The organism is Chryseobacterium pennae (genome assembly GCF_003385515.1).
Taxonomy (GTDB): Bacteria; Bacteroidota; Bacteroidia; order Flavobacteriales; family Weeksellaceae; genus Chryseobacterium; species Chryseobacterium pennae.
The window spans coordinates 1-26,459 of the sequence record NZ_QNVT01000026.1; the positions used below are offsets into that span (position 1 = coordinate 1).

At 37.1% G+C, this 26,459-nt stretch carries 23 protein-coding genes and 1 riboswitch; of the genes, 18 read left to right on the forward strand and 5 right to left on the reverse strand.

The window, feature by feature from the left end:
* Positions 1-199 precede the first annotated feature (199 nt).
* Positions 200-607: a thioredoxin family protein gene (locus DRF65_RS21430; protein ID WP_228407563.1), complete on the reverse strand. Its 408-nt coding sequence runs from the start codon at positions 605-607 to the stop codon at positions 200-202.
* Between the two features lie 50 nt (positions 608-657).
* Positions 658-2,727, reverse strand: a complete 2,070-nt coding sequence (locus DRF65_RS21435) for a TonB-dependent receptor plug domain-containing protein (RefSeq protein WP_115972783.1) — start codon at positions 2,725-2,727, stop codon at positions 658-660.
* A gap of 122 nt (positions 2,728-2,849) precedes the next feature.
* Between DRF65_RS21435 and DRF65_RS21440 the strand changes: the two genes are divergently transcribed.
* The 9 genes from DRF65_RS21440 to DRF65_RS21480 all read left to right on the forward strand — a co-directional run bounded on the left by DRF65_RS21440 (position 2,850) and on the right by DRF65_RS21480 (position 12,955).
* A complete protein-coding gene (locus DRF65_RS21440; protein ID WP_115972784.1) occupies positions 2,850-4,001 on the forward strand; it encodes a homogentisate 1,2-dioxygenase in 1,152 nt (383 codons plus the stop codon).
* 184 nt (positions 4,002-4,185) lie between these two features.
* Positions 4,186-5,697, forward strand: a complete 1,512-nt coding sequence (locus tag DRF65_RS21445; protein WP_115972785.1) for a succinate CoA transferase — start codon at positions 4,186-4,188, stop codon at positions 5,695-5,697.
* 220 nt (positions 5,698-5,917) lie between these two features.
* Positions 5,918-7,192, forward strand: coding sequence for an acetyl-CoA hydrolase/transferase family protein (locus tag DRF65_RS21450; RefSeq protein WP_115972786.1), 1,275 nt, complete (start codon positions 5,918-5,920; stop codon positions 7,190-7,192).
* 138 nt (positions 7,193-7,330) lie between these two features.
* The gene (locus tag DRF65_RS21455; protein WP_115972787.1) at positions 7,331-8,125 is read left to right on the forward strand and encodes a hypothetical protein; all 795 of its coding nucleotides are present in this window, start codon (positions 7,331-7,333) and stop codon (positions 8,123-8,125) included.
* A gap of 235 nt (positions 8,126-8,360) precedes the next feature.
* Positions 8,361-9,491, forward strand: coding sequence for a 4-hydroxyphenylpyruvate dioxygenase (gene hppD / locus DRF65_RS21460; protein WP_115972788.1), 1,131 nt, complete (start codon positions 8,361-8,363; stop codon positions 9,489-9,491).
* 73 nt (positions 9,492-9,564) lie between these two features.
* Complete coding sequence (locus tag DRF65_RS21465) at positions 9,565-10,026, forward strand: hypothetical protein (RefSeq protein WP_115972789.1); 462 nt, start codon at positions 9,565-9,567, stop codon at positions 10,024-10,026.
* A gap of 56 nt (positions 10,027-10,082) precedes the next feature.
* Positions 10,083-11,330, forward strand: coding sequence for a fumarylacetoacetase (gene fahA / locus DRF65_RS21470; RefSeq protein ID WP_115972790.1), 1,248 nt, complete (start codon positions 10,083-10,085; stop codon positions 11,328-11,330).
* Between the two features lie 57 nt (positions 11,331-11,387).
* Positions 11,388-12,125: an FRG domain-containing protein gene (locus DRF65_RS21475; RefSeq protein ID WP_115972791.1), complete on the forward strand. Its 738-nt coding sequence runs from the start codon at positions 11,388-11,390 to the stop codon at positions 12,123-12,125.
* An 8-nt stretch (positions 12,126-12,133) separates the two neighbouring features.
* Entirely contained in the window at positions 12,134-12,955 is an 822-nt protein-coding gene (locus DRF65_RS21480) for a flavin reductase family protein (protein ID WP_115972792.1), read from the forward strand.
* Between the two features lie 198 nt (positions 12,956-13,153).
* On the opposite strand, the gene DRF65_RS21485 is transcribed toward DRF65_RS21480, so the two are convergent.
* Positions 13,154-13,669, reverse strand: coding sequence for a hypothetical protein (locus tag DRF65_RS21485; RefSeq protein WP_115972793.1), 516 nt, complete (start codon positions 13,667-13,669; stop codon positions 13,154-13,156).
* A gap of 183 nt (positions 13,670-13,852) precedes the next feature.
* Positions 13,853-14,695: an alpha/beta hydrolase family protein gene (locus DRF65_RS21490; RefSeq protein ID WP_115972794.1), complete on the reverse strand. Its 843-nt coding sequence runs from the start codon at positions 14,693-14,695 to the stop codon at positions 13,853-13,855.
* Positions 14,696-14,756: 61 nt separating this feature from the next.
* Between DRF65_RS21490 and DRF65_RS21495 the strand changes: the two genes are divergently transcribed.
* The 9 genes from DRF65_RS21495 to tenA all read left to right on the forward strand — a co-directional run bounded on the left by DRF65_RS21495 (position 14,757) and on the right by tenA (position 23,375).
* On the forward strand, positions 14,757-16,010 hold the full coding sequence (locus DRF65_RS21495) for a T9SS type A sorting domain-containing protein (RefSeq protein WP_165852289.1): 1,254 nt from the start codon (positions 14,757-14,759) through the stop codon (positions 16,008-16,010).
* A 15-nt stretch (positions 16,011-16,025) separates the two neighbouring features.
* Complete coding sequence (locus DRF65_RS21500) at positions 16,026-16,799, forward strand: HipA family kinase (RefSeq protein ID WP_115972795.1); 774 nt, start codon at positions 16,026-16,028, stop codon at positions 16,797-16,799.
* Positions 16,786-17,169: a DUF3037 domain-containing protein gene (locus tag DRF65_RS21505; protein WP_115972796.1), complete on the forward strand. Its 384-nt coding sequence runs from the start codon at positions 16,786-16,788 to the stop codon at positions 17,167-17,169. The genes DRF65_RS21500 and DRF65_RS21505 overlap by 14 nt, the downstream gene beginning before the upstream one ends.
* Positions 17,170-17,191: 22 nt before the next feature.
* A complete protein-coding gene (locus DRF65_RS21510) occupies positions 17,192-18,229 on the forward strand; it encodes an alpha/beta hydrolase (RefSeq protein ID WP_115972797.1) in 1,038 nt (345 codons plus the stop codon).
* Positions 18,230-18,423: 194 nt separating this feature from the next.
* Positions 18,424-20,265 (forward strand): carbon starvation CstA family protein, encoded by a 1,842-nt coding sequence (locus DRF65_RS21515; protein ID WP_185148478.1) that lies wholly within the window; start codon positions 18,424-18,426, stop codon positions 20,263-20,265.
* 59 nt (positions 20,266-20,324) lie between these two features.
* A riboswitch (TPP riboswitch) is annotated at positions 20,325-20,417 on the forward strand.
* A gap of 61 nt (positions 20,418-20,478) precedes the next feature.
* Positions 20,479-21,276 carry a hydroxyethylthiazole kinase gene (gene thiM / locus DRF65_RS21520; RefSeq protein WP_185148479.1) on the forward strand — a complete coding sequence of 266 codons (798 nt, stop codon included), beginning with the start codon at positions 20,479-20,481 and terminating at the stop codon, positions 21,274-21,276.
* Positions 21,273-21,908: a thiamine phosphate synthase gene (thiE, locus tag DRF65_RS21525; protein ID WP_115972798.1), complete on the forward strand. Its 636-nt coding sequence runs from the start codon at positions 21,273-21,275 to the stop codon at positions 21,906-21,908. Before thiM ends, thiE begins: the two co-directional genes overlap by 4 nt.
* Complete coding sequence (gene thiD / locus DRF65_RS21530; protein WP_115972799.1) at positions 21,905-22,738, forward strand: bifunctional hydroxymethylpyrimidine kinase/phosphomethylpyrimidine kinase; 834 nt, start codon at positions 21,905-21,907, stop codon at positions 22,736-22,738. Before thiE ends, thiD begins: the two co-directional genes overlap by 4 nt.
* Positions 22,725-23,375 carry a thiaminase II gene (gene tenA / locus DRF65_RS21535; RefSeq protein ID WP_115972800.1) on the forward strand — a complete coding sequence of 217 codons (651 nt, stop codon included), beginning with the start codon at positions 22,725-22,727 and terminating at the stop codon, positions 23,373-23,375. The genes thiD and tenA overlap by 14 nt, the downstream gene beginning before the upstream one ends.
* 139 nt (positions 23,376-23,514) lie before the next feature.
* Here tenA and DRF65_RS21540 read toward each other — a convergent pair whose 3' ends face one another.
* Positions 23,515-26,292, reverse strand: a complete 2,778-nt coding sequence (locus tag DRF65_RS21540) for a TonB-dependent receptor plug domain-containing protein (RefSeq protein ID WP_115972801.1) — start codon at positions 26,290-26,292, stop codon at positions 23,515-23,517.
* Positions 26,293-26,459: the final 167 nt, after the last annotated feature.

Here is a 26,459-nt window from a genome sequence, read left to right on the forward strand (position 1 = left end):
CATTCGTTTAGTTCACTTTATTTTCTCTGGTTCTTCAGTATTTAATTATTATCTAATTTACTTCTAAATCCTTTTGCAAATCTAAAGGCATTCGTGGCATTAAAATAAGCAGCATTCAATTTTATCGGAGATAAAATCCTAGCGCCTTAAAAACATATTAAAAAAGAAAAAACTTCGCGCCTTAGCGTATTCCAACATATTACAAAGCAGAAATCTCCAACAATTTCTGTTTCATTTTTTCCGGAGTAAGCAATCCCTCCTGGTAGTATACTAAATTCTGATTCTTATCCAGAAAAATCCACAACGGATACACAGGCTGTTCTTTATTTTTAGACAAAGCCAAAGCTAATTCATGAATTCCCGAATTTCCATTGGATAAATATTCAAATTCTTTTCCTTGAAAACTGATTTTTTCCCTGGTCTTTTCAGCCTCAAAATGAATCAGGTAAAAGTGATCGTTCATTATTTCCACCAGATCTTTATCTTTATTCAAACGATAAGATTCTATTTTACACACTGAGCACCAATCTGTATAAAGATGGATCACAACAGGCTTGGGAGATTCTTTTTGCAGATGCTCCAGTTCAGAAAAAGTCCCTGTCTTCATCTGAGACAAATAAAGACAGGGCACAAACATTAAAAATAAAGCAAAAGGTCTCATTTCAGTGTATATTTTACTCCCAGGAATCCTCTGATACGCTGCATGGGAGCATAGCCGTATGCTGTATCGAAAGTATAATGGTTGGGATTGCTGATGGGATCATCAGCATGTTTATCAAACGGGTCAAAAGGCCTCATCAAAGGATCTTTAGGAGTAAAGTTGAATAAATTTTTCACTCCGCAATAGACTTCAAATCCGGATTTGAAGCTCTTTGAAACCTGGATATTCGCTAAAGAATAGAATGGTGAATACTCAGGACGGAAGTCATTCGGTAAAACCGGAAGTCTCATTGGCCCATAAAACTGGCCTGTAAAATCTATCGTCAGATTACTAGGAAATTTATAGGTTAAATTATAGGTTCCACTCCACTTTGGAGCGTGAAGCTGCTGTGTTTTTTCATTGGCATCATCATATTTCTGGTAAACGTCAAGATATGTTACTCCCAAATTGACGCTTAACGGAAATGAAAAACTGAAATCCACATTCAATGAAGCTCCTCTGGAAATTCCGTATCCGTTGAGATTATCATAAATAATTTTATTCGGGTCGGAATCAAAATCACCTACAATTTTATTACTGAAATAGGTATAGAACGCAGATGCATCAAGATTCACCATTCTTGTTCCTACCGGAATTTTCCAGATATAGCTTACATTTCCGTTGACAGATCTTTCAGGCTTCAGATCTGATTTCACCACCACTTCTCTGGAACCAGTCAATGCTGCATGATCTTCTGTAAAAAGGTTGACCACTCTAAATCCTGTTCCAAAATTAAATCTTAGTGTGTGATATGGGTTCGGAGAAAACTTCCAGGCAAATCTTGGAGAATGTACAGAATGATGCACCTTATCATAATCATAACGGTAGCCTAATAGCAAAGTGTTCTTATCATTAATCTCCCATTGATCCTGCACAAACATACCCCAGATAGGAGATTTCATCGGTGCATTGGTTACGCCATCTGAAGCCAGCGTTCCCGGAGTATTGTCATCGTAAAAAGTTCTTTTAAAAGTTACCCCTGCTGTAATATCATGCTTTCCAAAACTTCTGTCCCAATAGGTTTGCACAAAAGCTACCTTCTGAAGCGCATTGAACGGGTTAGCTCCGTAAAAAGAATTCTGATCGTGATAATTATAGGAAAACTGAGTGACAATATGCTCTTTCATTGGCCATTCATACAACCCGAAAACTTCCGCTCTGTTGGTATAAATACTTTCTCCATACACTTCATCACTTCCGCGGAAAGATTTATTCCACTGCATTTCGCCTCCAAAACGGTCTTCATATAAATATCTCATAGCAAAACTCGCCTGTCTGTTTTCCTTTCTTTTAAAATTCCATTTATTAAACACTGAAATTCGGCTTTGCAGAGTAGTATCTGTAAAATTATCCTTGTTCTGATCTATCTTCTCCTGAAAGCTGAAATAATTTAAACTTAATAATGAAGCTGCATTCTTTCCAATATTAAACTTTGTGGAAAGATCCAGGTTATTCTCAGCCCAAGAGCTGGTCATCATATCTATACTCAGCTTTGGAGCTGTTAAAGCATTTTTAGTGATAATATTAATCACTCCCCCCATTGCCTCAGAACCATAAATAGAAGATGCCGGACCTTTTACCACTTCTATTCTATCCACCAGACTGTTTGGAATTCCACTCAATCCATATACTGTGGAAAGAGAGCTTACAATAGGCATTCCATCAATCAAAATCATTGTGTATGGCCCTTCAAGACCATTGATGTGAATATCTCCGGTGTTACAGACGGAACAATTCAGTTGTGGTTTTACTCCATTTACCATACTGATGGCTTCAAAAATACTTGGAGTAGGATTTTTCTGGAAAAATTTCTGACTGTAGATCTCTACCGCCACCGGGCTTTTAGATCTGCTCATCGGTTTTATGGTTCCGGTAACCACTACATCATCAATATTACTTGTCTTGAACTCCTTCTTGGAAACCTTTACAGAATCCATGCTTTTATGTTGATTTAAACTTAAACTGTCTGTCTCCTGGGCAAAACAATAAGAGGATAAAAAAGTAATAGAAAATAATATTCGCTTCATGAAATTAAAATTGTTAGACAAATCTAACAATTATTTTTGAAATACAAAACTTGTTCATAAATATTTGATTGAGCCAATTCATGAAAAATGATTAAATTTGAGAAACTACATATCAAAGTAAAATGAGATATCATCTATCGGGAAACATCCCACAAAAAAGGCATACAGTCTTTAAATCTCCGGAAGATAAATTTTACTATGAACAGCTTTTCGGAACCGAGGGTTTTCATGGAATCTCTTCTCTATTGTATCATATTCACCGTCCTACGCAGATCAAATCAATCGGGGAACCGAAAGATGTAACGCCGAAAATTGCAGTGGATAAAAATATTACGCCAAGAATGTTCAAAGGAATGAATGTAACTCCTGAAGATGATTTCATGGACAGCCGTAAGATCCTTTTGATGAACAATGACCTGAAAATGGGATTGGCCAAGCCAAGGAAATCGATGGATTATTTATACAAAAATGCAGAATGCGACGAACTTTTATTTGTACATGAAGGCACCGGGATTTTGAAAACGTTTGTAGGAGATCTTGAATTTGTAACCGGCGATTATCTTATTATTCCGAGAGGAACCATTTACCAAGTGGAATTACAGTCTGAAAATACAGTATTCTTCGTACTGGAAAGCCACTCTCCTATTTACACTCCGAAAAGATACAGAAATGAATTCGGACAGCTTTTGGAACATTCTCCCTTCTGCGAAAGAGACATTATTGCTCCTGTTTTCAAAGAACCTAAAGATGAAAAAGGAGAATTCTTAATTAAAGTAAAGAAAGAAAACCAGATCACAGACTTCATCTATGCAACACATCCTTTTGATGTTGTAGGCTGGGACGGGTATTTCTACCCTTATAAATTTAATATCAAAAACTTTGAACCCATTACGGGAAGAATTCACCAACCGCCACCGGTTCACCAGAATTTTGAAGCACATAACTTTGTAGTGTGTTCATTCTGTGCAAGAATGTATGACTACCACCCGCTTGCTGTTCCTGCCCCTTACAATCACTCCAATATTGATTCTGATGAGGTATTATTCTACACAGAAGGTGATTTTATGAGCCGTAATCACATCGATTTAATGGATTTCACTCTTCACCCGGGAGGAATTGTTCACGGACCTCACCCAGGAGCTATGGAAAGAAGTATCGGGAAAAAATTCACGGAAGAATATGCCGTAATGGTAGACCCTTTCCGTCCCTTAAAAATTACGGAAGAAGCTTTAAAAGTGGAAGATCCGTCTTACAAAACTTCATGGTTGGAATAAAATTGTAATAGTGTTTTCATAAAATAAGAAAAAACTATTACTGAATACATATAAAAGCTGCTTTAAATCCTTTATTTAAAGCAGCTTTTTTTGTAAATTTGTAAGGTATGGTTCACATATATTACCATCATTATTTTTCATAACGCATCCTAAGTAATGGTGGTTTAATAAAAATCAATATTACATGTTAGAAAGAATCAGATTAGAAAGTCTACACGAAAAGGTAACAACAGCTGAAAACGCTGTAAAAATGATTAAAGACGGTATGACCATAGGGTCCAGCGGCTTTACCAAAGCAGGTGACAGCAAAGCCATTTTGCCGGCACTTGCAGAAAGAGGAAAAACAGAAGATCTTAAAGTCACTTTAATGACCGGAGCATCCTTGGGACACGGTACAGACGGGAAACTGGCGGAAGCCAATGTCTTAAAAAAAAGAATGCCCTTTCAGGTAGATCCTACTTTAAGAAACAAAATCAATAAAGGTGAAATTCTCTTTATCGATCAGCATTTAAGTGAAAGTGCCGAACTTCTTCACACCAAAAATCTTCAGAGCATTGACGTAGCCGTTATAGAAGCTGCTTATATCGAAAGAGACGGAAGTATTGTTCCTACCACTTCAGTAGGAAATTCAGTGACTTTTGCGGCTCTGGCTAAAAAAATCATCATTGAAATCAATACGGAAGTTCCTGAAGAAGTATATGGTATCCACGATATTTATCAGGCTGAAGATTATCCCTACAGAAACGTTATACCTATCGTAGCTCCATGGAATAAAATCGGAAGAAAAAGTATTCCTGTTGATCCCAATAAAATTGAAGCCATTGTTTTCACCAATCTTAAAGACAGTCCCGCAGATATTGCAGAACCTGACGAGAAAACAACAGCCATCGCCAAACACCTTCTCGGGTTCTTTGAGAATGAAGTACAGCTAGGACGTCTTACAGACAGACTGCTCCCTCTTCAGGCAGGAATCGGAAAAGTAGCTAATGCTGTACTTACAGGTTTTAAAGACAGTAATTTCTACGATTTAACTATGTTTTCTGAAGTGCTTCAGGACAGTACCTTTGATCTGATAGATTCCGGTAAATTAAGTTTTGCATCTGCATCATCTATTACCGTTTCTAAAGAATGCTATGAGCGCGTACTTGGAAACCTTTCAAAATATAAAGACAAGTTTGTTCTAAGACCCCAGAATATTTCCAATACACCAGGATTAATCAGAAGACTTGGAGTAATCGCAATCAATACAGCGATTGAATTTGATATCTACGGAAATGTAAACTCAACGCATATTGGCGGAACAAAGATCATGAACGGAATCGGAGGCTCGGGAGACTTTGCAAGAAATGCTTACTTAAGTATTTTTGTAACGCAGGCAGCTTCCAAAGGGAATAATATTTCACACGTCCTTCCAATGGTTTCTCATACAGATCATACTGAACATGATGTTGATATCTTGGTAACAGATGTCGGATTGGCTGATTTAAGAGGCCTTGCACCCAGAGAAAGAGCTCAGAAAATTATTGACAACTGTGTTCATCCGGATTACAGGGAAGAATTACAGTCTTATTTTGACAGAGCCTGTGAACGTGGAGGGCATACTCCTCACTTACTGGAAGAAGCTTTCAGCTGGCATTTACGTTTCTCTGAAACAGGAAGCATGAAGCAAACCATGGCAGCCGAAGTTTCCAATTAGAAACTTTCACAAGCTTACTAAAATCTATAAAAGGATCAGATGTTAATCATTTGGTCCTTTACTTTTTTATTAGAATTATATGAATTAATATGATAAAAATCTTCTAAAATCATTGAAAATATTTAAAATAAATAAGGATATAAAGGTTATCTTTGAGAGAGAGGTTAGGCATTTTATGAAATAGAAATTAGTCAGGAATTTTATAATAAAAAGATAAAATATGAATAATTACATCAGCGCAGAAGAAGCGATATATACGATAAAAAGCGGTAACCGTGTGTTTTTCCACGGCAGCGCATGTACTCCCAATTACCTTATTGATGAACTGGCAAGACAGGCTCACAGACTGGATAAAGTAGAAATGGTTTCTATTACCCAACAGGGAAATATAGAAATTGCAAAACCGGAGTATAAAGACAAATTCTTTGTCAATTCCCTATTCGTATCTACGCCGGTGCGCGATGCTGTAAATTCAGACAGAGGTGACTTTGTTCCTGTATTTTTAAGTGAAATCCCGATCTTATTCAGAAAGAATATCCTTCCGCTGGATGTTGCTCTGATCACTGTTTCTCCACCTGACAAACATGGGTTCTGTACATTGGGAACCTCAGTAGATATTGCAAGGGCTGCCGTAGATACAGCGAAAACTATTGTGGCAATGGTAAACCCAAGAATGCCAAGAACTCATGGGGATGGAATGATCCATATCAGCAGAATCCATAAGCTGGTTTGGCATGAAGAAGAGCTCCATACTGTAGATTACAGTTCTAAAGTAGGCCCTGAAGAAATGCTGGTTGGAAAAAATGTAGCGGAACTTATTGAAGACCAATCTACCCTTCAAATGGGTATCGGGACTATTCCTGATGCTGTTTTACAATGTTTACATAACCATAAGGACCTTGGCATTCATACCGAAATGCTGAGTGACGGAGTGATAGACCTTATTCAGGATGATGTAATCAATAATAAATATAAAGGCTACAACGATAATAAAACCATTACCAGCTTCTGCTTCGGAACCAGAAAGCTCTATGATTATGTGGATGATAACACCGTCTTTGCATTCAGAGATGTAAGTGAAGTGAACTTCCCGATCAATATCATGAAGAACAAAAAACTGGTAGCTATCAACTCTGCCATTGAAATTGACCTTACCGGACAGGTATGTGCCGATTCTATCGGAACTTTACAATATAGTGGCATTGGCGGGCAAATGGACTTCATGCGTGGGGCTGCTTTAAGTGAAGATGGAAAACCTATTATTGCCATCACAGCAAGAACTAAAAAAGGAATTTCAAGGATTGTTCCTTTCCTGAAACAGGGGGCAGGTGTAGTTACCACAAGAGGGCATATCCATTATGTGGTTACAGAATACGGTACCGCTTATCTGTATGGAAAGAATCTTCGTCAGAGAGCGCAGGAGCTCATTAGTATTGCCCACCCTGATGACAGAGAAATGCTTGAAAGAGCTGCTTTTGAAAGGTTTAAACACTGATAATCAAACATTAATACTTTTTAACTTTAATTTTTGTTTAGAATTTAAAAATATATATTTAACTTATACCAGCAAAACATAAAAAAGCCTTAATATTTTGGCAATGTTTTTGATAAAAATCTTTCTAAAACAAGGAAATTGAAGACTATATATAATTCGATAAGAGAAGAAGTGGTAAAGCATTCAAAAGTAAGGAATTCAGTTTTGGGGAATGTGAATGAATGGAAGAGAAGCCATTATATTATTCTTTCCGAAATTATTAAAGATGAACTTTCTGATGCAGAAGAACTTAAAGGAGGTAAAAAATTTGAGATCGGGAACACTATTTCTCATGTTACCCTACAGCGTTTTTTTGAAAATGACTATCAGGATAAAACCCACAGTGATTTAAGATTCTTAAAAACACTGGATAAAATATGCATTTTTCTGGGGCACAAAGATCTTAATGACTATATCCTTTCTGTAAGGCATAAGAAACCAAACCAGCTGGAAACAGGTGATTTGTCATTATTGACCAGGTTGGTATATGATTATTGTGCGAGAGCCTTTGAATTCTATAAACAGTTTCCCAATCATAATACCGAAGTTTTTAAAGATCTGGTATTTAATGATTCTCCATTTCTGGAAAGGGTTTCACAATTCAGTAAAGAACTATGTGACAAAGATTTTCAGTTGGTAACAAAAAATAACCGTTCCAACTATGAAGTTTTTGACATTCATGTAGTGACAGATGAACCGGATAAAAAAATACTGGAATCCCAGGAATTCTGGAATCTTTTATTTAAAACAGGTGGAACCGGAGAGGAGCATTTTGTGAACCAACTCAGTACACAAATCTATTTTTTCAAAAAAATAGACAACACCTGGAAAATCTGGGACAATTACAATCCGGATGCAGGAATGCTCAACCGAAAGATAGAAACCGTATCATAATAAGAAAGCCGCAGAGATAATCTGCGGCTTTCATGTTCGAAATATTTTTTTCTCACTTGTTTTTTGTTCTACAAATGTAGTCAGCTTATTTCAAACATAAGAAACTTAAATATACTTAAGTGAACACTTCTTGAACTTTATGTTAAATATATTCAATGAATCAACGGTAATATTTTCGCTATATCCAAGAATTTTGTAATTTGCATACCAATAAAATAAAAGTAAAAGAGAAAATATGTCAACACTTACATTTGCCGAGAAGATTGCTCAAGCAGAGAATTTCTTACCGATCAACGGTACAGATTACATTGAGTTTTATGTAGGAAATGCAAAACAGGCGGCCCACTATTACAAAACCGCTTTTGGTTTTCAGTCTGTAGCATATGCGGGTCCTGAAACAGGAGTAAGAGACCGCGCATCTTATGTGCTTCAACAGGGAAAAATCAGATTGGTACTTACCACAGGGCTTAAATCTGACTCTTCTATCAGCGAACACGTAAAAAAACATGGTGACGGAGTAAAAATTTTGGCACTTTGGGTAGATGACGCGTATGCAGCATTCGAAGAAACAACTAAAAGAGGTGGTAAGCCTTATTTAGAGCCTGTAACTTTAACTGATGAGCATGGTGAGGTAAGAATGTCCGGTATCTATACGTACGGAGAAACTGTTCACATGTTTATAGAAAGAAAGAATTACAATGGTGCTTTCATGCCAGGGTATGAGAAATGGGAAAGTGCCTACCAACCTGAAGAAGCTGGTTTACTGTATGTAGATCACTGCGTAGGAAATGTAGACTGGAACAGAATGGTCCCTACTGTAGAATGGTATGAAAAAGTAATGGGATTTGTGAACATCCTTTCTTTTGACGACAAACAGATCAACACAGAATATTCTGCATTGATGTCTAAAGTAATGTCAAACGGAAACGGATATGCAAAATTCCCTATCAACGAACCTGCAGAAGGCAAAAAGAAATCTCAGGTAGAAGAATATCTTGATTTCTATGAAGGTGAAGGAGTACAGCACATTGCTGTAGCAACAAAAGACATTATCCATACTGTAACCGAGCTTAAAAAGCGTGGTGTAGAATTCCTCTCTGCTCCACCAGAAGCTTATTACGACATGGTTCCTCAAAGAGTTGGCCATATTGATGAAGATCTTAAAAAACTTCAGGACTTAGGTATACTTATTGATCATGATGAAGAAGGGTATCTATTACAGATCTTTACCAAGCCTGTAGAAGACCGTCCTACTCTATTCTTCGAAATCATTGAAAGACACGGTGCACAGAGTTTTGGTGCCGGAAACTTCAAAGCATTGTTCGAAGCATTAGAAAGAGAGCAGGAAAGAAGAGGAAATCTTTAATTTTACAATCAGAAATAGTAAGTTTTGTCAGGATGCAAGGTTCTGACAAAACTTTTTTATAAAACACAGCATAATGAGAAAACTTTTAATTGGAATTTTATTCTTTGGAACCTTAGGCGTAAAAGCACAATACGGATCACTGAATGCAATTCTGGACAGACTTGAAGCAAGAAGAGGTATCAATCAGAATCTTGAAAAGGTAGATATCAACAACAAAAAGTTTGTTTTCATTAAAGATGAAGCAGACCACACAGAAAGAGATTTTATTGTTATTAAAGGAAACAGTGCAACCTATGTAGAGGTTTTTGATGATAAAGCCACTGGTGAAAGCAGTTCTAATGTCTTTACCGGCGATATTGTCAGAAAAAAGAACATCGTTTCTTTGCGGGCAGATGTACTTGAAGGTAAAAAAATCCCGATGCCTGTTACAAAAACGTTATTGCTTACTCAACAGGACAATATCCTCTATCTTATCGATGTCAATACCAGAGACCGATGGATTGATGAAGCCTCTTACTCAAAAAAGGCAAAATAAACATCTTGGGGAACGTTTCTCAGGATGATATTTTAATCTAACTAAAATCTAAACTTATGAAATCATTTGTAGACTATTCCTCAAATTCGGATTTTTCTATACATAATATTCCTTTCGGAGTGGCAGTATTCAACAAGGAATACATCGGATGCTGCACAAGAATCGGAGATCAGGTTATTGATCTTGCTACCCTTTACGACCTTGGCTATTTTGAAGATATTGAAGGCTTAAATGACAATGTTTTTGAAGCCTACACCATCAATGAATTTATTGAATTAGGTAAACCAGTTACCAACGCGGTTCGTATCAAAATTCAATCTTTATTACAGGAAGGTTCTGCATTATCAAAAGACCAGAAAACAATTGAAGAGGCTTTCTATGACCTTGATAAGGTAAAAATGATGATGCCGGTTCACATTCCAAACTATACAGATTTCTACAGTAGCATTGAACATGCTACCAATGTAGGAAAAATGCTTCGTGATCCCGCGAATGCATTATTCCCTAACTGGAAACACTTACCGGTAGGTTACCATGGAAGAGCATCCTCAATCGTTGTTTCCGAAACGGAAATCAACCGTCCGAAAGGTCAGACGAAACCTGCTGATGCAGACAAACCTGTTTTCGGACCTTGCAAGCAATTGGATTTTGAACTGGAAATGGCTTTCATCATCAACAGAAATACGGAAATGGGAGAAAGTATTTCTACTCAGGATGCTGAAGATGCAATCTTCGGAATGGTGATCTTCAATGACTGGTCTGCAAGAGATATCCAGGCATGGGAATATGTTCCTCTAGGGCCATTCCTTGCGAAAAACTTCGGTTCATCTATTTCTCCATGGGTCGTTACCCTTGAAGCTTTAGAACCATTCAGAACTGGTTCTCCTACACAGGATCCTGAAGTTTTAGAATATTTAAAATTTGAAGGTGATAAAAACTATGATATCAACCTTGAGGTGTATATCCAACCTGAAAATGGGGAAGAAAACTTAATCTGTGAAAGCAACTATAAGCACATGTACTGGAATATGGCCCAGCAACTGGCTCACCACACCGTAAACGGTTGTAATGTAGAAGTAGGTGATATGTATGCAAGTGGAACCATCTCAGGAAGTGATCCAAAATCTTTCGGTTCTATGATGGAATTAACCTGGAGAGGGCAGAATCCTTTATCATTAAGCAATGGGGAAGAAAGGAAATTCATTGAAGATAATGATACGGTTACCATAAAGGCATGGGCTGAAAAAGAGGGTGTGAGAGTAGGTTTCGGTGAAGTTACCGGTAAAATTATTCCAACACTTTAAAACTAATTGTTTTTATTATTAAATATTAAATCCCTCTAAATTTTATTTTTCAAATATATGAAGAAGCCTCTTAGCTTAAAAAATGGTATAAAAGAATTCATATTAGACGATTGGAATGATTTTCATGATCTTATAATATCAGATATTACAAGAAAAAATTATGTTTATCGTGGACAAAAAGATGAAAAATGGAAATTAGAGCCAACATTACATAGGAATCTAAAATCTTTATCTGAGGACAAATTTATCATACAAAAAACCAAACTGTTAGAGGCATTTAAAATCTCCTTAAGAGGTAAAACTAATTACTATAAAGATGTAATAAATGATGAAAATGAATTATGGGCTATTGGTCAACACAATTTTCTACATACTCCACTTTTAGATTTTACACTATCTCCATATGTTGCTGCATATTTTGCTTTCTATGAGAAAGAATATGATGGTGAATATAGAATAATATATGCTATTTCTCAAAAAAATATTATTGAAAATCATGATGATTCTTTGGAAGTTTTTAAACCTACAACAGATTATAATAACAGATTAATTAATCAAAGTGGTCTTTTTGTCAATTTTAAATCGAAAGATGATATTGAAACTCTAGTTACAAAAAAATATGCTCTAAATAAGGACGGGAAAATTAAAATGTATAAAATTAAGATCAAAAATGACCAAAGAGAAAAATGCTTAATCTCTTTAAATAAAATGAATATCAATCATAATACATTATTCCCGGATTTGTATGGAGCAGCATTATATTGCAATTTAGGATTACAAATAAATAACTATTAAACAAAAACATGAAAACAGTAATCCCTTCTGAAATCACCTCCGTACAACTTCAGACCATTATGCAGACTGCCGTTTCACCGCGTCCTATTGCATTGGCTTCTACGGTGGATAAAGACGGAAACAATAATTTATCTCCATTCAGTTTTTTCAATATGTTCAGTACGGTTCCTCCGATTCTGATTTTTTCACCATCGAGGAGGGTGCGTGACAATACAACAAAACATACTCTTGAAAATGTATTGGAAGTACCGGAAGTAGTGATTGGAACAGTCAATTTCCCGATTGTACAGCAGATATCTTTAGCTTCTACAGAATATGAAACAGGAATTAATGAGTTTGTAAAGTCTGGACTTACTATGAAAGATGCTGATCTGGTGAAACCCAAACTGATTGAGGAATGTCCTGTAAACTTTGAATGTAAAGTTTTAGAGGTGAAATCTTTAGGAGACCAAGGTGGAGCAGGAAATCTTGTCATCTGTGAGGTTCAGAAAATTCATATCAGAGAAGAATACCTGAATGAAGCGGGAAATCTGGATCAGCAAAAGCTTGATATGGTAGCCCGTTTAGGAAGCAACTGGTATTCCAGAAGTAATGAAAACAGTCTTTTTGAAGTTCCAAAACCATTGGTAACAAAAGGAATTGGATTTGATCTTTTGCCGGATGATATCAAATACAGCAAAGTATTTACAGGAAACGATCTGGGAATGCTTGCTAATGTTGAGGTATTGCCTTTAGGAGAATATCATTCGGATGAGAATATTCATCAGGATGCTCAAAAATTATTACTGGAAAGTAAAATTGAAGAAGCCTGGAAAATTTTAATCAGATAATCTGAATGCAGCGTATTCTGAATGCCTGCTAGACAAAGATAAAAAGGCTACCATTCTCACTCCAACAAGTGAGATGATAACAATAAAAAACTTCAGAAGCCTTTTAAAATTAGTAAGAAAATAATGCAATATAAAATAGGCTGCCTCACTTTTGAGACAGCCTATTTTGTATTTTTAATAGGTTAATAGCCTTAATTTTTATTTTGATTTTAAAGCATCTGTTACTGTGATTTTTCCCTTTTCTGCAAAGTCTGTTACTTTACTATTTTTATCAATGGAAACGTTCAGGTTATCATTTTTAGAATCATAATACATGTAGGTAGCATATCCCGGGCAATCGTGTTGTTTACATCCGTGAAGTTTATAAATCCCGTTATCAGATACGATAGGTCCTTCTACATCGAAGTTTTTTACCATTTCATCATATTCTTTTCCAACGAGCTTTTTCACTCTTTCGGCAAAGCTTTTATCTTCAAATAATTTAATATCATGGGGGTACTTTCCTTCATTTTTGGTAATTGCTTCAATGGTAGCAGCTGTAGAAGGGACTGCAGCAGTTACTGAATCTGTCTTTGGAGCCACAGTAGAATCATTTGTCATTACTGTAGCCAGTGTGTCTGTACTTACAGAAGACTGGATTGGAGTTTCTTTTTTACAGGAAACAACAGCTCCCAATAATAGCAATGCAATACTGCCTGTAATAACTTGTTTCATAATAATATTTAGTATGGTGGTTAATATAATACAACGTAATTTTAGCCGTTTTATTTTAGATTCTTTCCTGTATTCAACACTTCCAAAACGGTAATTTTCCTTTTTCTATAAACTCATTGATCTTTCCATCTTCAATCAGAACAAAGAACTGTGCCGAAAAATATCAATCTTTTCATCAGACCTCTATTTTATGTTTTTATTTAAAAAATCAATGCACTTTTTTGTTACCGTATACAGATCCTTTGGCAAATCGGGATCTGTCCAGGGTTCTTTTGCTCCAAAGGTATGATTTCCGTTTTCAATAAGAAAAAGCTCTGAATTCGGATTAAGAATATGAAGATGTTCTGCATGCTTTGCATTTACAGCTTCGTCTTCTGTTCCATGGATAATCAGCATATAAGCCTTAGCCATTTCCGCAGCCCGTTCTACATCAAAACGGTGTATATTCTGTTCATAATCTTCATAAAACTGATAGTAATGGGGCATTTCCTGATTTGTACGACCATTCAGGGCATAATAAACGCCTTCCTTTTTCCAGTTTTCAAAAGAATCACCTGTTGGAAAGCGGTCTAGCGTATCTACACTAGCCAGCGTAATCAATCCGTTGATCCTTTCGTCTTCAAAAGTTTTGATAATAGAGATGCCTCCTCCCCTGCTGTGTCCTATCAGGATTACTTTTTCATGATCTACATGCGGGTCCTGGATAAAATGGTCGATAACAACCCCCAAATCAGACAGTTCTTTTGTATAATTATTATTTCCAAAAGCCTCAAGATCAGCAAAATCATGAGGGGCATCTACCGTTGTTCCGTTATGGGAAAAATTAAATTTCACAAAGAAAAAACCGGCCTGGGCAAACATTTCAGCCATTAAATCCCATGCTCCCCAGTCTTTATAGCCTTTATACCCATGCACAAAAATGACCAGAGGCAGTTTTTTTTGAGTGTCATTATAAAAAGCATCAGCAAGAAAACCTTTTGTTTCCTTATTTTCTAAATAAATATTCTTTTCACTAATCAAATTCATAAAATAATTGGCTTTTATTCAATATTCTTTATATTTAGAATACTAATTTTAATTGAAATTTATGAAAAAAACTCTACTCTTTTTATTTTTAATTGCGTTTTCTGACATCTTTAGTCAGACCAGCAAAAAAGTCTTCTTTATTGGGAATAGTTATACCTATTTTAACGACTTACCCACTTTAATCCAAGATATTGCCCAATCTACAGGGGATATTCTGGAACACCAAAGCCAGACTCCCGGAGGTTCAACTCTTCAACAGCATGTTAACAGTACTACAGTAACAACTCTCATGCAGGGAAATTGGGACTATGTGGTATTACAGGAACAAAGCCAGCTTCCTTCTTTTACAGATCAGCAGGTGCAAAACTTAGTGTATCCTTATGCAGCCCAGCTTTCAGATCTTATTAAAAGTACAAACGGGTGTGGCAATGTTATTTTCTATATGACATGGGGACGTAAAAACGGAGATGATTCCCGTTGTAATGTACAGCCTTCAGTTTGTACTTATGAGGGAATGGATGATTTGATTTCTCAACATTATATTGAAATGGCAAAAATGAATGAAGCCTTATTGTCTCCCGTAGGTAAAGTTTGGCGGACAATCAGACAGCTGGATCCGGCAATGGAGCTTTATGATCAGGACAAATCACATCCCAGCTATATAGGCTCAATGGCAGCAGCATATACATTTTATGCAGTTATATTTAAAAAAGACCCTACCCTTGCTCCTTATAACGGAAACCTTACTGCAGCAGAAGCACAGTTCATCAAAAATACGGTAAAGGATGTTGTTTATGATTCAATGGATACCTGGAATATCCCTTCCAATGATGTATACAGCAGATTCAAATATGAATTCACAGGAGGCTTTACAGTAAAGTTTACCAACAAATCTAAAAATGCAACAACCTATTTATGGGATTTTGGAGACGGAAAAACTTCTACCCTGGAGAATCCTGAGCACACATATTCTGCTCAAGGAAATTACAATGTACAGCTTACAACCAATGCCTGTGGAGGCAATAGTACCAAAACCAAACTATTAACCCTCGGCAGCCTTAGTACAAAAGAAACAGACATAGAAGATCCTGCTCAGATCTATCCTAATCCAACACAAAACTTTATTACTATTATCACCAGAAAGAAAGCAGAGATCCTTTCTCTTACTGATGCCAGCGGAAGAATGGTATCTTATCTTCTGAATACAACAGATTCAGGATATACTGTACAGCTCCATCATTTATCTGCCGGAGTTTATTTTTTAAAGTATAAAACAGGAGAAAAAGAATTCACTAAAAAAATTATTAAAAAATAACCTTATTTTTGCTTCATGCAGAATTTAAGAACAGTAACTGTAATGCGTTACATTCTGCCATTAAGAGAGGGAGGTTCACTTCCTGCTCTGGCAGAAGCTGATGATGATTTTAAATATGTCTTAAAATTCCGTGGCGCCGGTCATGGAGTTAAAATGCTCATCTCCGAATTTATAGGAGGAAGGATTACAGAGGCTTTAGGATTAAAGATTCCTGAGCTGGTTTTTGTAAATCTTGATGCAGACTTCGGCAGGACGGAAGCTGATGAAGAGATACAGGATCTGCTCAAGTTTTCTGAGGGGCTTAATCTCGGTTTACATTATCTCTCCGGCTCTATCACCTATGATCCCGGAGTAAGTGTTGACCCGCTTCTGGCCTCAAAGATCGTTTGGCTGGATGCATTTATTACCAATATAGACCGTACCTATAAGAACGCAAATATGCTGATGTGGCATAAGGAACTCTGGATCATTGATAACGGAGCTTCGTTCTATTTCCACCATTCATGGCAGAATTTTGATGCGGCAGCAAAGACTCCGTTCAAATATGTGAAAGACCATGTTCTTCTTACCAAAGCCAAAATGCTGGATGAAGCGGATCAGTTTGCACATGAGGTCCTGAATGAAACACTTTTCAGGGATATTGTCAATGCTATTCCTGAGGACTGGTTACATTGGAATGATGCCGATGAAACTCCTGATGAGATCCGTGAAATTTATTTTCAGTTCATGAAAACCCGACTGGAAAATTCTCAAATCTTTTTAAACGAAGCTAAAAATGCAAGAGGATAAAATATACGAATACGCGGTAATACGCTTGGTACCAAAGGTTGAAAGAGAAGAGTTTTTCAATATCGGACTGGTGATGTTTTCTAAAAAGGAAAAATTCATACGGGTAGAATTCTATTTATGTCCTGATAAGTTCAAGCTGATGCACAGCAAACTGGATTATGATGATGTCATCCAAAACCTTGAAAGTTTTCAGAAAATAGCTAATGGCGATAAAGAGGGCGGACCTATTGCTCTGTTTGATATTCCTGAACGTTTCCGATGGCTGACTGCTGTAAGAAGTGCTGTTGTACAAACTTCAAGACCTCATCCGGGGAAATCTAAAGACTTAAATACTACTTTTGGTAAACTTTTTGAGGAGTTAGTAAAATAACATACTTCTTAAAAAAGTTCTTATGAAATCATCTATAAACAACATATCAATCAACAGGTTTTTTACAAACCTGTTTTTTGTTTTATTTTTAAGCTTTTCCAGTTCATTTTTTTCACAATCTTTTTCACAAGGACCGCCTCCTAAAACTCCTCGTGTAAAAAGTATCCTACTTCCGGAAATCACAGCGCTTACCGAAAATATTGTATACAAAACCAATAAAAAAGGAAATCCCATTGCATTGGATCTTTATATGCCGAAAAATATTTCTGCTGAAAAAATCCCCGTATTAATCTATGTACATGGTGGTGGCTGGATAGAAGGTGATAAAGTGATTCATGCAGATGATTATGTGGAAACAACCATAAAAAAACTCACCCCAAAGCAATATGCCATTATCAGCATCAATTACACACTTCTTAACGACAATACCCATTTCCCACTCCCTTTGGAAGACACTAAAGATGCCGTAAGATGGGTTAGAAAAAATGCGGAGAAGTATAATTTTGACACTAATAATATTGGTCTTTTCGGAGCTTCTGCCGGAGCGCATCTTTCACTGTTGGCAGCCTATACGCCCGACAATACTTTTATTGGAAGTCAGGAACTTTCTTCTTATTCTGCAAAAGTAAATTATGTGATTGATCATTATGGTCCCGCAGATCTGAATAAGCTTTTCCATACCGGGCTGGGTACAATTCCTGTTTCTATGATAAAAATGATGTCCAAAAAGATTGTTAGTCTGCAGCAGGGACTCGTAAAAGGAATTTCCGGCTATGATCTGAATAAAGACCAGCAAAGAGCTATAGATTATTTAAAAACAGTTTCTCCTGTTAATTATGCTTCAGAAGGTGTTCCTACTTTAATTGTACAGGGAAATAAAGATAAAGTGGTTCCTTTAAGCCAGGCCAAAAAACTACACAGGAAATTAAAAAGAGAAAAAATACAGACTTCTTTACTTATTATTGAAAACGGGGTTCATAGCTTTTCAACCACAGATAAAGAGACTCTGGATAAAATGACCCATCAGATGGTTGATTTTATTATCTCCCAAAAGAAATAATATACATATTCTAAGATAAAACACACACAAACACCTGTAAATAAAATATTTAAATTAATACCAAACAACAAATATGCTAGATTGATATACATATTCATATTTTTTACCTGAAAAATAATTACCTTGGCTATTGTTTACATTATTTTCAATAAAACAATACTCTAATTATTTATTCATTAAAAAAAATAAGAAATATGGATTCTTTAAACAATATCAATGCGCTTACCCTCATATTTGTTTCTGTTCTTATTTTCGCGATAGCTTACCGCTTTTATGGTATTTTTATCGCCAATAAAGTCCTTAGACTTAATGATCAAAATATGACTCCCGCTGTAGAATTTGCAGATGGTAAAGATTATGTAGCAACGAATAAAAATGTACTCTTTGGGCATCATTTTGCTGCTATCGCAGCAGCCGGACCACTAGTAGGACCTGTTCTCGCTGCACAGTTCGGATATCTTCCCGGCGCACTATGGATCTTAATAGGCTGCGTACTGGGAGGTGGAGTTCATGATATGGTTGTCCTCTTTGCCTCCGTGAGGCATAAAGGCCAAAGCCTGGCAACTATTGCCTCAAAAGAAATAGGGAAAGCAACAGGAACAGTAGCAGGTTTTGCGATCCTCTTTATCCTGGTTCTTACACTGGCAGGTTTATCTCTGGCATGCATCAATGCAATGCATGAAGCTTCATGGTCTCTTTTTACCGTAGTGATTACCATGCCTATTGCCATCATTATGGGACTGATCATGCGCTATAAAAAAAACAGTGTTCTGTTTGCAAGTATCTTAGGAGGTATTCTATTGATTGCCGGAATTATCGGAGGTCATGGACTGATGCAGAATCCAACCATGAATAATTTATTTTCATGGAATATTAAAACAATTTCCATTGCCATCCCGTTGTATGGTTTTATTGCTTCCGTATTACCGGTATGGCTTCTTTTAGTTCCAAGGGATTACCTTTCCACTTATTTAAAAATAGGAACTATTATTATGCTGGCTATCGGGGTAATTGTTATACATCCTACGGTGCAGATGCCTGCTATCACAGCTTTTGTAAACGGTGGAGGCCCCATTATAGGAGGCCCGGTACTTCCTTTTATTTTTATTGTTATTGCCTGTGGAGCAATTTCCGGATTCCATGCTGTAATTGCTACAGGGACCACGCCCAAAATGCTGAATAAAGAAAGAGAAATTCTTTTCGTAGGCTACGGAGCTATGCTTGTAGAAGGTTTTGTAGCATTAATGGCCCTTATTGCCGCCTGTACATTAATGCCTGGGGATTATTTTGCCATCAATACCCCAAAAGAGGCTTATGATTCATTCCTTGCAACTCATCCTTCTCTACACGGTGTAGATATTGATTATTATTCTCAAAAAATAGGAATTGACCTCTACGGCAGAACAGGAGGTGCCGTATCCCTTGCCGTTGGGATGGCTCATATCTTCAATAAAATCCCATATATGGATCAGCTGACTGCTTATTGGTATAATTTTGCGATTATGTTTGAGGCTGTTTTTATCCTTACTGCTATTGATGCAGGAACAAGGGTGGGCCGTTTCTTTTTGCAGGAAATGCTGGGATCTGTAGTTCCAAAATTTAATGATAAAAACTGGATTCCCGGAATCATCATCAGCAGTCTTCTTTTCACTTTTGCCTGGGGATATCTGGTGTATACAGGGAATGTAAACAGTATCTGGCCGTTATTCGGAATCAGTAATCAGCTATTGGCGGCCTGTGGACTTATTGTCTGTACAACGATGCTGATAAGAATGAACAGGGGAAAGTATGCATTATGTTCAGCTATTCCCGGTGTGTTTATGGCCATCATTACATTCTGGGCCGGTTATATTCAGGTAACCTCTATTTATATTCCCAAAGGGCAGTATTTACTTGCCGCATTGGCAGCAACAGCAATGGTCCTTATGCTTATTGTATTTATAGGAGCTTTCAGAAAATGGTATCAGTTACTGCAAATTAACAAAACAGAGATTGATCATTATGGAGAACCGGTGAAAGAACTGGTAGAGAGATAATAGGCTTTCTACAAAATCCATTAAAGGTTTTTGCTTCCTCTGATAATTTTTATACATTTGTTTTGCTTTAGGGGTATTCTGAAAAGAATTGAGAGAGTCCCTTTGAACCTGATACGGCTTACACCGACGTAGGGAAAAGCAAAATGACATGATTTCTTGATGTCTTTTGTTCCGGATTTTTTCCTAAAGCTATTTTTATTTTTAATCATAACAATGGAAAAAAATCTTTGGGAACAAGTTCAACTTGTACGACAAAAGTCTCCTCTTGTTCATAATATAACCAACTATGTAGTGATGAACAATACGGCCAATGCTCTTTTGGCTGCAGGAGCTTCTCCGATTATGGCACACGCCCACTCTGAAATCAAAGACATGATCAATATAGCCCATTCGGTGGTTATTAATATTGGCACCCTTGATGAATACTGGGCTGAATCTATGCTGCTGGCTGCTGAAACGGCTGATACCCTCCATAAACCATGGGTATTGGATCCGGTAGGTGCAGGAGCTACTTCTTTTCGCGATCAGATATTGCATCAGCTGTTACAATTTCATCCAACAGTGATCAGGGGCAATGCTTCTGAGATTATTGCACTCGCTAAAACGAATACAACAGTAACCAAAGGTGTGGACAGCACCGCAGCAAGTAATTATGCTGTTGAAGCCGCCCAAATCCTGGTTAATCAATATAACACTATTGTATGTATTTCGGGTGAAACGGATATTATCCTGAGCCGAGATCAATCTATACAGATCAAAAACGGACATGCTCTCATGACCAAAGTAACGGGTCTGGGATGTTCTGCAACAGCTTTAATCGGCGCATTTATAGGTGTTGCGGAAGATAAAGCATCAGGTACCGCTGCTGCAATGTCATTATTGGGAATAGCAGGCGAACTGGCTGTTCGTGAAAGCAAAGGTCCGGGCAGTCTTCAAGTCAACTTGATAGATAAGCTATACAACATTACTGAAGAGGAATTTACCAACCATTTAGAAATTGAAATATCATGAGTATCAATACTTTTCCTTACTCATTATACCTTGTGATTTCTGAAGCAGATTGTATGGGGAAAAATTTTCTGAAAGTCGCAGAACAGGCAATCTTAGGGGGTGTGGATATGATACAGCTTCGTGAAAAAAATGACAGCACTGAAGTCTTCCTTCAAAAAGCTCTGCAGCTTATTGAAATTACAGATAAATATGGTGTTCCTCTTATCATCAACGATAATATCACCGTTACTGAAAAAGTAAATTCAGCTGGAATACATGTTGGCAACAGTGATGCAACTCCTCAGGATCTAAGACAACGACCTTTGATCAACAATAAAATAATTGGATATTCTATAGAACATCTGGCTCAACTTGACAATGAACAAACTGCTGCAGCCGACTATCTGGGAATAAGTCCTGTTTTTAAAACAAAAACCAAAACAGATACTGTTATAGAATGGGGACTGGAAGGCATTACTCAAATCAGACAGATTACGAAAAAACCTTTGGTCGCAATAGGAAATATTCATCTTGAAAACGCTAGAACTGTCATCAGCGCCGGAGCAGATTGCCTTGCCGTAGTTTCTGCAATATGCAGTGTTGCTGATCCCCAAAAAGCAGCGTATGAATTAAAAAATGAAATTGTAAAATGAAAAAATACAAATACCCTTCAGTATTAACTATTGCAGGTTTCGATGGAAGCGGCGGTGCCGGTATCCAGGCTGATATTAAAACAGCTTCTGCTTTAGGCTGCTTTTCAACATCAGTATTAACGGCCTTGCCTGTACAAAACACACAAGGAGTACGAAAAATATACCCTATTCCTGTAGAAGCAGTTGCCGATCAAATAAAAGCAATTCTGGACGACATTGTTCCTGATGCTATAAAAATTGGAATGGTTCATACCCCTCAACTCGTAGAGACCATTGTTTCCACATTGGCAACATACCCTAAAATACCTATTGTCTTTGACCCTGTAATGGTGGCCACCAGCGGGCATCGTTTAATTGAAGAAGAAACCATCACAGCACTCACAACATTACTTTTTCCCATTGCTGATGTGATCACTCCCAATATGGATGAGGCTTCCATTTTAGCAGATATGAAAGTAGAAACGCTGGAAGATTTATACACTGCCGGAAAAAAAATCAAAAAACTGGGATGTAAAACAATTCTCCTTAAAGGTGGTCATCAGGAAACCTCAACCATTACTTCCCTCTTCTATGATGAACACGAGAATTTTCATTCTTTTGAAACAATAAAATTTAATACCAATAATACCCACGGTTCAGGCTGTACACTATCATCTGCTATTGCCGCCTATATTGCTCAGGGTAAGTCCCTTTACGAGGCAGTTTCTCTGGGACAGCAATACATTTACCAAGCCATTGAAAACGGAATAGATGTACAAACAGGTCATGGAAACGGACCGTTGAACCACTTTTTTAATCCTCAAAAACTTATCAAAAATGAAATGGTCTGAACAAACTTGGAACGCAATAGAAAAACATTATCAATCTATCCTTGATATGCCTTTTATCAAAGAGCTATCTGATGGTACCCTACCACAAGATAAATTCCGTTTTTATATGGCTCAGGATTCTTTATATCTGGAACATTTTGGAAGAACGCTTTCCCTTATAGCAGCAAAGATTACTGATCTTCAGGATGTACTTACTTTTATGCGTTTCGCTGAAAATGCCATTGTAGTAGAAAATGCTCTGCATGAATCTTACTTCAAAGATTTTGGTTTAAGTGACAAAGGGGTTTTAGAACCTGCTTGTCATCATTACATTCACTTTCTGAGAAGTACTGCCGCTCTGGAGTCTGTGGAAATTGCTGTTGCTGCAGTTCTCCCTTGCTTCTGGATCTATCGTGAAGTTGGAAATTATATTTATGAGATTCAGAATACGGTGAACAACCCGTATGAAAAATGGATTGCTACGTATGCCGGAGAAGAATTTTCAGCAGCAGTGGATGAAGCTATTGCCATCTGCGATAAAATTGCTGAAAACAGTACCGAAGAAACCAGAAAAAAAATGACAGAAGCCTTTATTACTGCATCAAGAATGGAATATCAATTCTGGGAAGCGGCTTATGATTTGAAGACCTGGAAGTAAGGAAGCTGGAGAATGGAAGTTATTGAAATCACTACTATTGCCTGGGGATTCTTTTACAGATGATTCATAATATTAGTAGTTACCATAATAAAAAACGGAACCCATTCCAGGTTCCGTTTTTTATACATTTCAATTTTGATTAAAAATTGAAATTAAGTCTTGTGAATACATACCGTCCATTCTGCCCAAACTGTGAAGTGGAACGTGAGTAAATAAACTGATCGTTGTTACTTGAAGCCGGCAGGTTTTTGGTAGGATAAATATCAAACAGGTTATTAACCCCTACAGTCAATCCTATATTTTTAGTAAACTGATAGGCCGCAGAAATATCAGTAATGATTTTATCTCCTATCGTCTGGTGTTCATTAAATCCAATAATTCCATCTCCGTTAGCATCAAGAACATCTGCTCCTGTCACTTTTCCAAAATACGTATTTCTAAGATAGAAACTTGCACCCTTCCATGTAAGCGTATGAGAAAGACTTGCTTTCACTCTAGGAACAGCCTCTTCAAGATAAATTCTAGATTTTTCAGAGAAATAAACTTTTTCAAGAGCTGGAGATTTCAACAGCCCTGCTGAATGAATCTCTCCTACCTGCTTAGTCTGATTTAAATTGATCCCAAAACTATTATCCAGTTTTATACCTGAGAATCGTGCATTATGTGAAATAACGATATCCAGCCCTTTTGTTTCCGTATCAATAGCATTGGTGAAAAACTGAGCTGCATTAACGTTTAATTTATCAAACTCTATCTGAGCTTCACCAGGTACATCTTTTCTTAAAAACTGATCAGTAAGAATGATTCTGTTATCAATTTTAGTAAAATATCCGTCTGCTGTGAAGGTCAAATTCACAGATGGAATTTTATATGTAAATCCTAAACTGGCAGATTTTGAAGTTTCCTGCTTCAATTTTGGGATATTCAGCTGTGCTGCCAATTGAGAATCATTGCTGTATGTTCCCACTTCAAGAAGCTGACCTCCTGTAAACAATGTAGAAGTAACATTATAATAAATCTGGTGAATAGATGGAGCCCTGAATCCTGTAGATCCTGCAAATCTCACATTGAAATTAGGAGCAACCTTGATTCTTGATGCTAATTTATAGTTAAATGTAGATCCAAAATCTGAATAGTTTTCATACCTCGCCGCTGCATCCACCAATAACCAGTTCGTAAAGTTCAATTCTACATCGGCATAGGCTGCCAGTGATTGTCTGTTTTTGTTTACTGCATTTTCAGGTCTGAATCCACTGAATACTTGTGAACCTCCCGGAAGAGAAGCTCCAAAGAAATCTGTAGGTCGTTGGGTAGCATTGTTCCAAGGATTTCCCAAGACATCATAAGTGGTATAAGACGCTTCTTCACCAGCCGTCATTTTAAAGTTTTCAAAGCGGTGCTCCCCTCCAAATGCCACATTCAATCCTTCCAGGACATCATACTTTTTAGAGAAATCTAAATTGATCGTGTTTTGGGTAAATCTTAATCCCCCAGCATCAAATTCATTAGGAGAAGCAAATCTTAAAGAAGTATTCCCCGTATTTCTGATATTGTAGGTAAAAGAGTTCTGTCCGAAAGTATTACTGAAATCAATATTCCAACCTTCCCATTTTCCTTTAATACCTGCTGCTAGTGAGATATCCTGAATGTCAGTTCCGATCTGTGGCAGATAACCATTAGGGTATAAACCTGTAAAAGTTCTGCTTTCTCTCGGTCTTCTGTAAAATCCTCCGGAAACACCATGTCTTAAACTATATCCACCAAAAGTATACACTTTCCAGTTATCACTTACAGGAACCTCAGCATTAATAAAAAGCTGATGATTATTAAGCTTAGACTGGCCTACCTGCATGTTGAAATCTTTTCTGGTAAGACCTCTGTACGCCAGTTCCTGATCGGTAACATCAAAGTTTAATAAAGACTGAAGCCCTTTCTGAATAACATTTCCTGCTCCATCTTTTATATCCTGAATAGTAGTTGCTCCTTGTATACCAGACAATTGGCCAGGAGTAAAATAATTTACCCCTTGAGCATACTGATGAACATAATCGATAATTTGCTGCGAATTGGGGGTATTATTGATATTACTAAACAGAGAAGAAAGGTTCACCCCATCTTTCAATGCACGCTGTTCGATAGCATTGTAAGCATTATAGATTGCTCCTGATTCTGTTCCTGCTCTATAAGTAGGATTTCTGAACTGTGAGGACCAGGTAATATTGAAAAAACCGCCTTTGGTTCCGATCTTATTTCCATAATTCAGGTCCAGCTGAATATTCTGTCCGTCAAAATCTCCGGTATGATCATTGGCTGCAGGGGTTAGATTTCCACCATAGCTGATCTGGCCGGTCAGTTTTCCAGTATCTCTTTTCAACTCAAGGTTCATTACACCGGCAATAGCATCAGAACCATATTGTGCCGCAGCCCCATCCCTTAAGACTTCTATTCTGTTTAAAGCGAAGGAAGGAATGGCATTCAGATCAGTTCCTACAGTTCCTCTTCCCGGAGTTCCGTTTACATTAACCAATGCTGAGGTATGTCTTCTTTTTCCGTTCACCAAAACCAATACCTGATCAGGTCCCAATCCTCTCAGCTGGGCCGGATCCAAATGGTCTGTTCCATCCGAGTTCGTCTGAACAGTAGAAGTAAAAGAGGGTGCAATAGCATTCAGAATTTGTCCGATATTAGACTGTGGAAGAACCATTGAAGCTTCTTTAAGATTGAATACATCTACCGGAACCGGGCTATCAGCCTTTGATCTTGCGCCGGCTCTGGAACCCAGAATCACAACTTCTTCTACACTATTCGTTTTGACAGTGTCTTTTTTTGCTGCCGTATTTTCTTTTTCCTGTCCGTAAGTGAAAACTCCCAGAAAAAACAAAACAGAAGCTGAAAAAATAGTTTTTTTATTTCTCATATCATTTTATCGATTTGATTAAATATTTATGTTTTTTGCAGGTGCAAATGTAAAGCATATTTATTAGTCCACAAAGTCAATAGACTTTGTTTTTGTAAAAAATGATAATCGTTTCTTTCTATCCCTTATTTAAAATTACTGTTTTTTTAAATACATGGCGGAAATTC